This is a genomic window from Acetobacter sp. P1H12_c (assembly GCF_018811975.1).
In the GTDB taxonomy this organism is placed as follows: Bacteria; Pseudomonadota; Alphaproteobacteria; order Acetobacterales; family Acetobacteraceae; genus Acetobacter; species Acetobacter persici.
In genome coordinates, this window is sequence record NZ_JACRVR010000002.1 from 53,404 (window position 1) to 65,837 (window position 12,434).

General features: G+C 56.9%; 13 protein-coding genes. 9 read left to right on the forward strand and 4 right to left on the reverse strand.

The annotated features are described in order from the left end of the window. The first annotated feature begins 19 nt into the window (after nt 1–19). The 9 genes from trpC (at nt 20) to KP699_RS02890 (ending at nt 8,601) form a co-directional block, all read left to right on the forward strand. Nucleotides 20–817 (forward strand): indole-3-glycerol phosphate synthase TrpC, encoded by a 798-nt coding sequence (trpC, locus tag KP699_RS02850; RefSeq protein WP_374196873.1) that lies wholly within the window; start codon nt 20–22, stop codon nt 815–817. Nucleotide 818: 1 nt separating this feature from the next. Beyond that, nucleotides 819–1,295 carry a cyclic pyranopterin monophosphate synthase MoaC gene (moaC, locus tag KP699_RS02855; protein WP_077929933.1) on the forward strand — a complete coding sequence of 159 codons (477 nt, stop codon included), beginning with the start codon at nt 819–821 and terminating at the stop codon, nt 1,293–1,295. Between the two features lie 99 nt (nt 1,296–1,394). Further along, nucleotides 1,395–2,405, forward strand: coding sequence for a pyruvate dehydrogenase (acetyl-transferring) E1 component subunit alpha (gene pdhA, locus KP699_RS02860; RefSeq protein ID WP_215761562.1), 1,011 nt, complete (start codon nt 1,395–1,397; stop codon nt 2,403–2,405). Nucleotides 2,406–2,411: 6 nt separating this feature from the next. After that, on the forward strand, nt 2,412–3,785 hold the full coding sequence (locus KP699_RS02865) for a pyruvate dehydrogenase complex E1 component subunit beta (protein WP_215761563.1): 1,374 nt from the start codon (nt 2,412–2,414) through the stop codon (nt 3,783–3,785). Nucleotides 3,786–3,795: 10 nt separating this feature from the next. Further along, entirely contained in the window at nt 3,796–5,067 is a 1,272-nt protein-coding gene (locus KP699_RS02870; RefSeq protein WP_215761564.1) for a pyruvate dehydrogenase complex dihydrolipoamide acetyltransferase, read from the forward strand. Nucleotides 5,068–5,090: 23 nt separating this feature from the next. Beyond that, on the forward strand, nt 5,091–6,500 hold the full coding sequence (gene lpdA, locus KP699_RS02875; protein ID WP_215761565.1) for a dihydrolipoyl dehydrogenase: 1,410 nt from the start codon (nt 5,091–5,093) through the stop codon (nt 6,498–6,500). Nucleotides 6,501–6,633: 133 nt separating this feature from the next. Next, a complete protein-coding gene (gene lipA / locus KP699_RS02880; protein ID WP_212353392.1) occupies nt 6,634–7,608 on the forward strand; it encodes a lipoyl synthase in 975 nt (324 codons plus the stop codon). Further along, nucleotides 7,608–8,084 carry a type II toxin-antitoxin system RatA family toxin gene (locus tag KP699_RS02885; protein WP_215761566.1) on the forward strand — a complete coding sequence of 159 codons (477 nt, stop codon included), beginning with the start codon at nt 7,608–7,610 and terminating at the stop codon, nt 8,082–8,084. Before lipA ends, KP699_RS02885 begins: the two co-directional genes overlap by 1 nt. 142 nt (nt 8,085–8,226) lie before the next feature. Beyond that, nucleotides 8,227–8,601 (forward strand): hypothetical protein, encoded by a 375-nt coding sequence (locus tag KP699_RS02890; protein ID WP_215761567.1) that lies wholly within the window; start codon nt 8,227–8,229, stop codon nt 8,599–8,601. A gap of 72 nt (nt 8,602–8,673) precedes the next feature. Here KP699_RS02890 and KP699_RS02895 read toward each other — a convergent pair whose 3' ends face one another. The 4 genes from KP699_RS02895 to KP699_RS02910 form a co-directional block, all read right to left on the reverse strand. Next, nucleotides 8,674–9,225: a CinA family protein gene (locus KP699_RS02895; RefSeq protein ID WP_215761568.1), complete on the reverse strand. Its 552-nt coding sequence runs from the start codon at nt 9,223–9,225 to the stop codon at nt 8,674–8,676. 5 nt (nt 9,226–9,230) lie between these two features. Then, nucleotides 9,231–9,719 carry a phosphatidylglycerophosphatase A gene (locus tag KP699_RS02900; protein WP_215761569.1) on the reverse strand — a complete coding sequence of 163 codons (489 nt, stop codon included), beginning with the start codon at nt 9,717–9,719 and terminating at the stop codon, nt 9,231–9,233. 2 nt (nt 9,720–9,721) lie between these two features. Beyond that, nucleotides 9,722–11,551, reverse strand: coding sequence for a lytic transglycosylase domain-containing protein (locus tag KP699_RS02905; protein ID WP_308164797.1), 1,830 nt, complete (start codon nt 11,549–11,551; stop codon nt 9,722–9,724). Nucleotides 11,552–11,765: 214 nt separating this feature from the next. Beyond that, the gene (locus KP699_RS02910) at nt 11,766–12,383 is read right to left on the reverse strand and encodes a YjbE family putative metal transport protein (protein ID WP_025825079.1); all 618 of its coding nucleotides are present in this window, start codon (nt 12,381–12,383) and stop codon (nt 11,766–11,768) included. Between the last annotated feature and the right edge of the window lie 51 nt (nt 12,384–12,434).

Here is a 12,434-nt window from a genome sequence, read left to right on the forward strand (position 1 = left end):
CTGCATTCAGGCTGATCACATGCCGGATGTACTCTCGCGGATCTGTGCGCGGACAAGAGTTGAGGTTGAGCACCGTTCAACCCTCGTCTCGCTGAAAGAGATGATGGCCAAAGCGCAGGACGTAAAAGACGCGCCGCGCGGCTTTGGGCGCGCCCTGAAGGAAAAGGCTGCTGACAGAACAGTCGGGCTGATTGCTGAAATCAAAAAAGCCTCCCCCTCAGCAGGTATCCTGCGTGAAGAGTATGACCCCGCCCAGATTGCTGTTGGCTATGAACAGGCAGGGGCTGCCTGCCTGTCCGTTCTGACGGAAAGCTCCTGCTTTCACGGCCAGAACGAAGATCTCCAGATTGCGCGCGCGGCCTGCTCTCTGCCGGTCCTGCGCAAGGACTTCATTCTTGACCCCTGGCAGGTTTATGAAAGCCGGGCAATGGGTGCGGACTGCATTCTTATCATCATGTGCATCCTGACAGATGAAGAAGCCCTGAGTCTGGTCGACCATGCCAAGGGGCTGGACATGGATGTTCTGGTGGAAGTGCACGATGAGGAAGAGCTAAACCGCGCGCTCGCGCTGGACACCTTTCTGATTGGCATTAACAACCGTAATCTCAAGACGTTACAGACAGATATTGAGACAACAAAACGCCTCACGCCACTGGTGCCGCCAGACCGGATTATTGTCTCTGAAAGCGGCATCAAGACGCATGGAGACGTCATGACGCTGGCCGAAATTGGCGTGACTGGTTTTCTTGTAGGAGAGTCTCTGCTGCGTCAGCCTGACCCCGGCAAGGCGGCCCGTGCGCTGCTCGGATTTGCCTGACGTGCCTGAAAAGACGCTGACGCATCTTGATGCATCCGGTCATGCGCACATGGTGGATATCTCAGAAAAATCTGACACGCACCGGAAGGCAATTGCGACAGGCTCTATTTCCATGCTGCCCGAAACCCTGAACATGATTGTTTCAGGCAGCATGCCGAAGGGCGACGTTCTGGCAACAGCCCGCATCGCAGGCATTATGGCGGCCAAGAAAACGGCGGATATCATACCGCTGTGTCACCCGCTGGCCCTCAGTCGTGTTTCGGTTGATCTGCTCCCGGCAGATGACAAAATCGAGATCACCGTTTCTGTTACAACAAAAGGCGCAACCGGGGTCGAAATGGAAGCGTTAACTGCGGTAAGTGCCGCAGCGCTGACCCTGTATGACATGTGCAAGGCGGTTGATCGGGGCATGAGGATTGACGGCATCAGGCTCCTGCATAAAAGCGGGGGACGATCAGGCGACTTTAATGCGGAATAATTGAGAGAAGCTTACGAGCTCCTTCGCCTCGACATACACCCTGTGCCCGTAACTGACTGAGTTCGCAGTATAACTTTTAAAGCCAATAAGGATGAGCCGATGACGGCGGGTCAAAAAAACGTAGCACGCGTGGGAGGCAACGGCCCCTCCTTAACCCGTGAGCAGTTTATTGATGCATTTCATGAGATGTTGCTGATACGCCGGTTTGAAGAAAAAGCGGGCCAGCTTTACGGCATGGGGCTGATTGGCGGTTTCTGCCATCTCTATATCGGGCAGGAAGCCGTCGTCGTCGGGATTCAGATGACGCTGAAGGACGGTGACAAGCTGATCACCTCCTACCGTGACCACGGACAGATGCTGGCTGCCGGAATGACGCCGCGCGGCGTTATGGCTGAACTGACCGGCCGTGCCACCGGATATTCCCGCGGTAAAGGCGGGTCCATGCACATGTTCTCCCGCGAGAAAAATTTCTACGGCGGACACGGTATCGTGGGCGCGCAGGTCGCACTGGGCATCGGGCTGGCATTCGCCAACAAATATCGTGGAACGGATGAAGTCTCAGTCGCATATTTCGGGGATGGTGCCGTCAATCAGGGGCAGGTGTATGAAAGCTTCAACCTGGCTGCGCTCCATAAGCTGCCCTGCCTGTTTGTGATTGAAAATAACCTCTACGGCATGGGGACAAGTGTGGAACGCGCCTCTGCCTCGCACGAACTCTGGCGGAATGGTGAGCCATGGGGCATCCCCGGTCGTCGTGTTGACGGCATGGATGTTGCCGCCGTGCATGAAGCCGCAGCCGAGGCCGTAGCCCATTGCCGTGCTGGCAAAGGACCGTATCTGCTGGAGATGATGACGTATCGTTATCGTGGTCATTCCATGTCTGACCCGGCCAAATACCGTAAGCGTGAGGAAGTGGATGAAGTCCGCAAAACGCGTGACCCCATTGAACATGTCCGGCGGATTTTGGTGGATGCGGGGGTCAGCGAAGATCATCTGCGCAAGATTGAAGACGATATCAAAGCAACAGTGAATGATTCTGCTGAATTCGCGCAGACAAGCCCCGAGCCTGATCCTGCCGAGCTTTATACAGATGTGCTGCTAGAGGCGTAACGGATTATGGCGACAGATATTTTAATGCCGGCTCTTTCCCCGACCATGACGGAAGGCGCTCTGGCACGCTGGGTTAAAGCGGAAGGGGATGCGGTTTCTATTGGCGATGTGCTTGCTGAGATTGAAACCGACAAGGCAACCATGGAAGTGGAAGCCGTCGAAAGTGGCGTTCTGGGCCGTATTCTCGTGCCCGAAGGGACGCAGGATATCGCGGTGAACACCCCGATTGCCATTCTGGTGGCTGAAGGGGAAGCTGTTCCCGATGCAGCATCCGGGTCGACAACTACATCAGAAGCAAAGTCAGAACTGGCCACACAAACGCCGGTTGAACAGCCGTCTTCTGCACCCGCCCACATTGTCAGCACTCTCCTGAATGCTCCTGAGCCGGAAAAAGACTGGGGGCCGACGGCTGAAATTACCGTGCGTGAAGCCTTGCATGACGCCATGCAGGCGGAACTGCGCCGGGACCCCGATGTTTTTCTGATCGGCGAAGAAGTCGCGGAATATCAGGGGGCTTACAAAATCTCTCAGGGCCTTCTGGCTGAGTTTGGTGATAAGCGTGTTATTGACATGCCAATTACCGAGCATGGTTTTACAGGCATGGCGGTTGGCGCAGCCCTGACGGGCCTGAAGCCGATTGTGGAGTTCATGACCATGAACTTCTCAATGCAAGCCATTGATCATATTATTAATTCTGCCGCAAAAACTCTCTATATGTCTGGTGGACAGATGGGGTGCCCCATCGTCTTCCGTGGTCCAAACGGCGCGGCGGCCCGCGTCGGCGCACAGCATTCTCAGTGCTACGGGAGCTGGTATGCCCACGTTCCGGGCCTCAAAGTCGTGGCACCGTGGTCCTCGGCGGATGCCAAAGGGCTTCTCCGCGCGGCCATTCGGGACCCGAACCCGGTTGTCGTGCTTGAGAACGAAATTCTCTATGGCCGCAAATTTCCATGTCCGGTTGATGAAGACTTTATCCTTCCCATCGGCAAAGCCAAGATTGAGCGGGAAGGGCGCGATGTGACCATCGTGACATTCTCCATCATGGTCACAACGGCACTGGAAGCAGCAGAGGCTCTGGCTCAGCAGGGGATTGAAGCTGAAGTCATCAACCTGCGCAGCCTGCGCCCGCTGGATACGGCAACCATTGTAGAAAGCGTGAAAAAAACCAGTCGTCTGGTCACGCTGGAGGAAGGCTGGCCGTTCGCGGGGATCGGGGCCGAAGTGGCGATGCAGGTCATTGAACATGCTTTTGACTGGCTGGACGCACCGCCTGTGCGCGTTGCTGGCGTGGATGTGCCGATGCCGTTTGCCGCCAATCTTGAAAAACTGGCCCTGCCACAGCCCGAGCACGTGGTTGATGCCGTGCGTCGCCTGATCTGAGGAAAAAGAGATGGCTATTGAAGTTCTGATGCCGGCCCTTTCCCCCACCATGACGGAAGGCGCGCTGGCCCGCTGGGTTAAAGCGGAAGGCGATAAGGTTACGATAGGCGATGTGATTGCCGAAATCGAAACCGATAAGGCAACCATGGAAGTAGAAGCCGTCGAAGACGGGATTCTCGGCCGTATTCTTGTGCCGGAAGGCACGCAGGAGATTGCGGTGAATACACCCATCGCACTGCTGATTGCTGAGGGCGAAGCTGTGCCGGAAGCCGGAGCGGTCAGGCCGCAGGCTCCGGCGGCCTCAGCCCCGCAGGAGGCGGAACAACCGGCTGCAACTCACCAGAAATCTGCGTCCGCTGCTGTTCCCGCCCAAACGGCATCGTCCGTTCAGCCTGCTGCCGGGAAACGGATTATTGCATCTCCTCTGGCAAAGCGTATTGCGGGCCAGAAAGGGGTGGATCTTTCAACTATTAAAGGCTCCGGCCCGAATGGCCGTATTGTCCGCCGGGATGTTGATAACGCCACGGTTCAGGGCAAGCCGGTCACGTCTGCCACCGGGCAGGGGGCTGCCATCGCGCCGTCTTCCTCCAGTCGCTCTGTGCCGCATTCCGGGATGCGGAAAGTCATTGCGCGCCGCCTGACTGAAGCAAAAAGCACAATTCCGCATTTCTACGTCTCGGTCGATGTAGAACTGGATGCGCTGCTTGCTCTGCGCTCTCAGCTGAACGCAACCTCTCCGGAAGAGGGGCCGGATGCTTTCAAGCTGTCCGTGAATGACATGCTGGTCAAAGCCTCAGCGATTGCGCTCAAACGGGTGCCAAACGTGAATGCGTCATTCACGGATCAGGCCATGATCCTGCACGACAACGTGGATATTTCTATCGCCGTCTCCATTCCAGACGGGCTGATTACCCCCATTGTGACGCATGTTGAGCAGAAAAGCCTGAAGCAGATCAGTCAGGAAACCAAAGATCTGGTGAAGCGCGCCCGCGCTGGCAAACTGAAGCCAGAAGAGTTTCAGGGCGGCACGTTCTCGATCTCCAATATGGGGATGTTCGGCGTGCGTGATTTCTCCGCCATCATCAACCCACCGCAGGCCGCTATTCTGGCCATTGCAGCCGCAAAAAAGCAGCCTGTGGTGAAGGGGAATGAACTGGCGATTGCAACCGTGATGACGGTCACTCTCTCCGTTGATCATCGCGTTGTGGATGGTGCGGTTGCGGCGGAATGGCTTTCAGCTTTCCGGTCGGTGGTCGAATCTCCTCTGACACTTGTTCTTTAACATCGCGTTTGCAGGAAACGACCATGAGCGGAACCGATTTTGACATTATTGTCGTGGGTGGCGGACCGGGTGGCTATGTTGCGGCGTTACGGGCCGCACAGCTTGGTCTTTCTGCCGCGGTGGTGGAAGCACAGCATCTGGGCGGAATCTGCCTGAACTGGGGCTGCATCCCCACCAAGGCTCTTCTGCGCGCTTCGGAAATTAACCATCTTCTGCATGAGCTCGGCACGTACGGGTTCAGTGCGGAAAAGGTGAGTTTCGATTTCTCTAAAATTATTGCCCGCTCAAGAGCCGTCTCCAAACAGCTCTCGGGCGGCGTGGCGCATCTTCTGAAAAAAGCTAAAGTTCCGGTTTTTGACGGCTATGGCAAGCTGGACGGTGTTGCCGGGGGCAAGCGCAAAATTCTGGTGACGCCTGCCAAAGGCGCTCCTATTACGCTCACAGCAAAGCATGTCATTCTTGCTACCGGAGCTCGCGCCCGCATTCTGCCGGGACTGGAACCAGATGGAAAACTGATCTGGTCTTACCGTGAAGCTCTGGTGCCTGATGAACTGCCACGCCGCCTGCTGGTTATTGGATCTGGTGCGATCGGCAGCGAATTTGCCTCTTTCTATCGCAACATGGGGTCAGAGGTGACGCTGGTTGAAGTCGCCCCACGTATCCTGCCGGTGGAAGACGAAGAAATCAGCGCACTGGCCCGTAAAGCCTTTGAAAAACAGGGTATTCGCGTTCTGACCAGCGCCAAACTCGGCACCCTGCGCAAATCAGCGTCAGACGTAACTGTTCCTGTTGAAGTTAATGGCAAAACAGAAGAGTTCACCGTAGACCGTGTGATTTCTGCCGTCGGGATTGTTGGCAATGTCGAGAATATCGGACTGGAAGGAACAAAAATTAAAACAGACCGCACCCATGTGGTGACGGATAATCTGTGCCGCACAGGGGAGCCGGGCGTTTACGCTATTGGTGACCTCGCCGGGGCTCCCTGGCTGGCTCATAAGGCCAGCCATGAGGCTGTACTGTGTGTTGAAGCCATTGCAGGCAAGGCAGTACATCCGATTGATATCACAAAAATTCCCGGATGCACTTACTGCCGCCCCCAGGTTGCATCCGTTGGCTATACAGAGGCCCGTGCCCGGGAGGCGGGCTATAAAGTCCGTGTCGGGAAGTTTCCGCTGATGGCCAACGGCAAAGCACTTGCCATGGGTGAACCGGACGGGCTGGTAAAGACCGTTTTTGACGCCCAGACAGGAGAGCTTCTGGGGGCGCATATGATCGGCGCGGAAGTCACGGAAATGATTCAGGGCTATGTGATTGCCCGTACAGGCGAACTGACGGAAGCTGAACTGGCGGAAACCATTTTCCCGCATCCGACAATTTCTGAATCCATGCATGAAGCCGTTCTCGCGGCTTATGACGGCGCGCTGCATTTCTAGTCTGCAGAGCAGACGGCATCATCGCGTGGGTGTGATGCCGTCTGACGCACCAATCTGGACGTTCTTACCTTGACGCAGCAGTAAGAGCGTTCCAGTTCTTTTTAAACCCGGAGCTGTGGGAGCGGGTGATACCATGTCAACACGCGTCTTGATTGACCATCGGAAAGGCGGAGCCAGTAAAGCCCGCCACCCGGAAAAGGCACACCGGCCGGACAACCCGATTGCCCGCAAACCCGAGTGGATCCGCGTTAAAGCGCCAACGCACCCCGTGTATCACGAAACACGTAAACTGATGCGGGACAACCGTCTGGTGACGGTATGTGAAGAAGCAGCCTGCCCCAACATCGGGGAATGCTGGTCTCAGCGCCATGCGACCATGATGATCATGGGAGAGATCTGCACGCGCGCCTGTTCCTTCTGCAATGTCACCACAGGCCTGCCGCACGCGCTGGATGCGGACGAACCAGCCCGCGTGGCCGAGGCTGTCGCCAAGCTGGGGCTGCGCCATGTGGTGATTACATCCGTGGACCGGGACGATCTGGAAGATGGCGGGGCACGGCATTTTGCACGGGTTATCACATCAATCCGGGATGCAGCACCCGAGACGACCATTGAAATTCTCACGCCAGATTTTTTACGTAAAAACAAAGCTCTGGAAGTTGTTGTTGAGGCACGCCCTGATGTTTTCAACCACAATCTGGAAACTGTGCCACGTCTTTACCCCAGCATCCGCCCCGGCGCGCGCTATTATCAGTCCATGCGCCTGCTCGACCGTGTAAAGCAGCTTGATGCCTCTATTTTCACCAAGTCCGGCCTGATGCTGGGGTTGGGGGAAGAGAAAATGGAAATCGCTCAGGTCATGGATGATCTGCGCATTGCGGATGTAGATTTTATTACAATGGGCCAGTATTTGCAGCCTACGGTGAAGCACGCGGCCGTTGCCCGTTTTGTCACCCCCACTGAGTTTGAGGAGTATGGCGCAATGGCTCGCGTCAAAGGTTTTCTTCAGGTCAGTTCAAGTCCGCTGACCCGTTCATCCTACCATGCTGACTCGGATTTTGCTGAATTGCGGCAGACACGCAATGCCCGCCTTGCGGGGGCGAACTGATGCCTAAACACGCAGAAAAGCGTGTTCTCGCGTACAGGGCTGACCAGATTTTTGATCTTGTTGCAGATGTTGAACACTACCCGGATTTTCTACCCTGGTGCGTTGCTGCGCGCGTCCGCACGCGCACCGCAACGGAGCTGGTTGCTGATCTCACAGTTGGGTTTGGTCCCTTCCGGGAGAGTTTTACCTCTCGCGTAACGCTCAACCGGCCCGACACCATTACAGTGCAGTATGAAAAGGGGCCGTTCCGCTACCTTAAAAATCTGTGGAAATTCACACCTGACCCTCGTGGCTGTGTTGTGGAATTTTTTGTCGATTTTGAATTCCGGTCCCGCATCCTTCAGGCCGCTATTGGCGTTGTGTTTGGAGAAGCTGTTCGTCTCATGGTTTCCGCATTTCTGCGCCGGGCGCGGGACGTGTACGGACCACCGGAGACAGTGGCATCTTTACCGGATGAACATCCGGTTGCCCAATAGTTCACCGATAGGCGGGGCAGGCTGCTCCCCCTAAAATACGCAGGGTTGTTGTTACGGGACGCAATTTTCTATACATTACCAATCTGTTGGAAAATTGCTTTTTATAAAAGCAGTCCGGCGTTTTGAATAAGGACAGACGATTATGAAAAAAATCTTTGCTGCGACGGCTCTCATTTCCGCCACGCTGGCTGCAATCCCGGTTTTTGCGGCTACGCACCACGCCCATAAACATGCTGCGCATGAAGCCGCTGCAAAAAAAGCAGCCAACGGTGATTCCTCCACCGATGATCTGAACAGCAAGAGCCTGTCTGACGCGCAGCGCGCAAATGCCCCTGCTTTTGCTGCGACCCCGACTGCTCCGACCGCCGTTGTTCCGGGCACGACAGTTGGCGTCCCGGCTGCTGGCACGGGCGTTACGGCTCCGGCAGCTCCCACGGCCCCGGCTATGCCGAGTGTGACGGCTCCTGCCGCGCCGACCGCAACGGTCCCGGCTAATGCTCCGGTTTCTGGTCAGTAAAAAAAAACAATAAGGTCCTGAATTTGCAGCTTAATCTGCATTAAAGGATTGATCATCAAGAGCGTTAGAGGGCTATCCCTCTAACGCTCTTTTTATATACGAAGACGTTAGCCAAACACGCTGCAAAACAAGATTAAGAGCATGCATGGCCGCCTGAGAGCGAATAGCTGTGCGGTCCCCTTTGAAAATCCGGAAGTCTGCCTGCACGTCACCGTCTCGCACGGCCGTACCGAACCAGACCAGCCCAACAGGTTTATCTGCTGAACCCCCACCCGGACCGGCAATACCGGAAACAGAGACAGAATGCGTTGCATCCTGCGCGACACCCAGAGCACCAGCAGCCATCTCTCGCACCGTCTCAGCACTGACCGCACCAAACTTCTGTAACGTCGCGGTGCCAACCCCCAGCACAGAGCGCTTCATGCTGTTAGAATAGGTTACAAGGCCACCCTCAGTGACATCAGAAGAGCCTGCATGATGCGTCAGAAGTGCCGCCACCAGCCCGCCTGTGCAGCTTTCTGCCGTCACCAGTTTTGCGTCTGCTTTCCGAAGGGCTTCAAGGAGCAGACCTGACTGCTCTATCAGTTCCAACGCGAAGTCGGGGGCTAGAAGAGAAAAAGACATTGCGTTCAACCTCGGGAAAAGGGCATGTGACGCGCCATTAACCGGACTGATTTAATGCAGGCAGCGGCCATAGCGCCTGCTATCAGATCATCCCCCATGATCCCTGTGGCACCATGTTTTTGATCCATATACCCGACAGGTCCCGGCTTTTTGATATCAAACAGGCGAAAGAGGGCAAACGCCAGCACGGCAAGGCCGAGACTTCTGCGGGTTGACGCAGGGTCCTCCGGGTTTTCTGGCAGGCAGGCCAGCAGACTGACCCACATGCCAGCAACCTCATCAATCACAATCCAGCTGTGATCTTCTCCATCTCCCGCCTGATCAGCCGCCCACCAGCCCGCGACGGAAACAGCACCAATCGCCCCGAGCAGGATTTTGGGCCGCCTGAGCAGCGGGAGCCCCAGCGCCAACGCGGCCAGAGACCCGACGGTACCGGGCGCACGAGGCGCCAGACCACATCCGCCGAATGTTGCCAGCAAACGGGACGGTGTCATGCTTATTTCCCCATCGCTGCGTAAATGGTCATGTTTTCCCACACGCGCTGAACGTAATTCCGGGTTTCCGAGAAGGGAATGGATTCAATCCAGTCGATCATCTCATCCTGAGAGGCTCCGCTGCGGCCCGGATCTCCCGAGGCAGCAAGCCAGCGGGAAAGCCGGCCCGGCCCCCCGTTATAAGCCGCAGCCATGTAGGGCACGACAGAGCCGAATTTGTCCTGAAGATAAGACAGATAGGCCGAGCCAAGCGCCAGATTATTGTTCGGGTCATGCAAGCCGGATGCTGTTGCCGCCGAGGCAGACACACCAGCCCGATGCACCATATCCCCGGCAGTCGAGGGTTTAAGCTGCATCAGACCAATAGCGTTGGAGGAACTGATAGCGTCCGGATTAAAGTTGCTTTCCTGACGCGCCAGACCCAGCACCAGTCCGGACGGGAGCCCCGACGCCGGAGAAGCATACGGCGCAGGCCAGCCGGAATGGAGCAGAAAAAGCCCGTCACGCCCCACCTGACGAGAAACTGCGACGGACACATCCGGCAAGCCGAGCTTCATGGCCAGATCACACAAGGCGAGCTTGTCTGAGACGGAAACAAGTTGCTGGCTAAGCAGGGTCAGGAAATCCCGCGCATGCGGCTTATCCCCCCATGACACGAGCAACTGCGCGGCCTGAACAAGGTCGCTCCCCGCAAGGCGGCTGGCAGAGGCTGATGGCTCACGCTCCGCAGCCAGTGCCTTTGTGACGGACGGCGGAATATGCTCCGGGGCAAGGAGTGTCGCCTCATTTCCCTCCAGTTGTGCGGCAGCCATCTGGCCATAGAACGTACCGGGATACCCAGCTGCTTTCTGCCAGTCGGCCTGTGCGGATACGTCATCCTGCGCGGCGTGGCGGGCCCGCCCGAGCCAGTAAAATCCGCGACTCTTACTAATTAGCGACGCAGAATCAGCCAGAGGCCTGAAAAAAATGTCTGCCTGCGCGGGATTGTGCATTTTCTGCAAAGCAATCCAGCCACTGAGAAACTGTGCATCCAGACGATTTGTGCCGGTGGTGAGGGTATCGTTCGCCAGAGACAACGCATCGTCATTCTGCCCGTCCTGCAGCAGTTCCCGCGCCAGCGCGTCGCGCTCCCGCCAGAAAGCCGGATGGCGGGCTTTTGCTTCGGCCTGCACCCCGGTCGTTTTCCAGAGTGCTGCCGCCTCGGCGTCACGCTTCTGCGTGCGCAGCCAGCGCAGATGGTCCAGAATCAGATATGGATCATCTGCCTCAGAAGCGGGCAGGGCGGCTGCCAGAGCATCTGCACCGGGGTCGTTCGCCCGAAAGGCGAGGCGTGCTTGCGCCTGCTTCTGGCGGGATGCGCTCAGATAAGGAAGAGTCTGACGCGCAGCGGCCAGAGAGCCCGCTTTTTCTTCACGGTTAAACCGAAGCCATGAGGCCTCAGGCGTCAGAACCTGCGGAAATGTGCCGGACAGAGCAGTCGCCGCCGCGGCGGAATCATTCCCGTTCATCCAAGCCTGCTTTGCCTCTGCTGCGAGATGGCCAGCAAGCCCGGACGTCGCACTACCCCCTTGGGAGACGCACTGCGCAAGAGCAGGACCGTAGGTGAGCGTCTGTGTGCAGAGACGGGCCAGAACAGCAGGATCAGTCTCTTTGGATAAGGCCTGCTGCATCCGGGTCTGCAAAAGCTGCCAGCGTGGCCACACCGGGCGCGTTTTTAGAAAATCCGCATAGTCCTGAGCACTTGCATGTGATGAACCGACCAGAGTCAGCCAGACGGTCAGGCGGTCGGACACGGAACCTGTTGCATATGTCTGGGAGGCAGGAACAGCCACGGACTGCGGTTCCGTGACCTGAGATGCCGGTCCGGCGGCAGAAGGCCCCGTCTTAGCAGGCGCTGAGCATGCGCTGAGAAGCAGAAAAGCCAGCGGCAGAGATGCCTGCCGACGCCATGCGGAAAAATGTAAAACTGACATCCCCGGAAGATCAGCGATCCCGCATGCGCTGGCAAGTCATGATCTGCCGGGCGAAAAGAACGGCGTCTGCCCTTTAGTGAGAGAGCGGCAGATGCGTCCAGACTTCACCGCCGCCTTTCACAATCAGTTCGATGGCAACTGCCAGAACAATCAGCAGACCAACCCAGGAAATCCACTTATACCGGTCCAGCAGACGGGCAATAAAGGATGCAGCAACCCCCATCAGCAAGACTGACAGCACAAGACCGACGACCAGCACAGCCGGATGTTCCGCCGCTGCTCCGGCCACGGCAAGCACATTATCCAGACTCATGGAAAGGTCAGCGAGGAGAATGCGGAACACGGCCTTGCCAAAGCTGCCGGGCGGGGGATCACCCTCGGCATCGTTATGCTGGCCTGCGCGCATCTCGCAATACATACGCCAGCACACCCATGCCAGCAGCAACCCGCCAGCCAGTGTCAGGCCGATAATCTGAAGCAGCTGCACGGCCACAAGGGCCATGAGAATACGGATAACAGCCGCAAGCGCGATCCCGGCAAAAATCGCTTTCCGTCGTTCACTGACAGGCAGGGAACGCACGACCAGACCGATCACAACGGCGTTATCTCCCGCCAGCGTGACATCAATCATCACAACCTGAAGGAATGCGAGAAGGGCTTTCAGGCTGAAAGCATCAAGAAAACCGTGCACGAAAACTCCGATTCGGGAAGCTGAGACCGGGAAAATCAAGGGCTGAACATC

What these genes read in the sequence shown, in the direction of transcription:
- trpC (WP_374196873.1), top strand. Translation starts at nt 20, where the DNA reads ATGCCGGATGTACTCTCGCGGATCTGTGCGCGGACAAGAGTTGAGGTT.
- pdhA (WP_215761562.1), top strand. Translation starts at nt 1,395, where the DNA reads ATGACGGCGGGTCAAAAAAACGTAGCACGCGTGGGAGGCAACGGCCCC.
- KP699_RS02865 (WP_215761563.1), top strand. Translation starts at nt 2,412, where the DNA reads ATGGCGACAGATATTTTAATGCCGGCTCTTTCCCCGACCATGACGGAA.
- KP699_RS02870 (WP_215761564.1), top strand. Translation starts at nt 3,796, where the DNA reads ATGGCTATTGAAGTTCTGATGCCGGCCCTTTCCCCCACCATGACGGAA.
- lpdA (WP_215761565.1), top strand. Translation starts at nt 5,091, where the DNA reads ATGAGCGGAACCGATTTTGACATTATTGTCGTGGGTGGCGGACCGGGT.
- lipA (WP_212353392.1), top strand. Translation starts at nt 6,634, where the DNA reads ATGTCAACACGCGTCTTGATTGACCATCGGAAAGGCGGAGCCAGTAAA.
- KP699_RS02885 (WP_215761566.1), top strand. Translation starts at nt 7,608, where the DNA reads ATGCCTAAACACGCAGAAAAGCGTGTTCTCGCGTACAGGGCTGACCAG.
- KP699_RS02890 (WP_215761567.1), top strand. Translation starts at nt 8,227, where the DNA reads ATGAAAAAAATCTTTGCTGCGACGGCTCTCATTTCCGCCACGCTGGCT.
- KP699_RS02895 (WP_215761568.1), bottom strand. Translation starts at nt 9,225, where the DNA reads ATGTCTTTTTCTCTTCTAGCCCCCGACTTCGCGTTGGAACTGATAGAG.
- KP699_RS02900 (WP_215761569.1), bottom strand. Translation starts at nt 9,719, where the DNA reads ATGACACCGTCCCGTTTGCTGGCAACATTCGGCGGATGTGGTCTGGCG.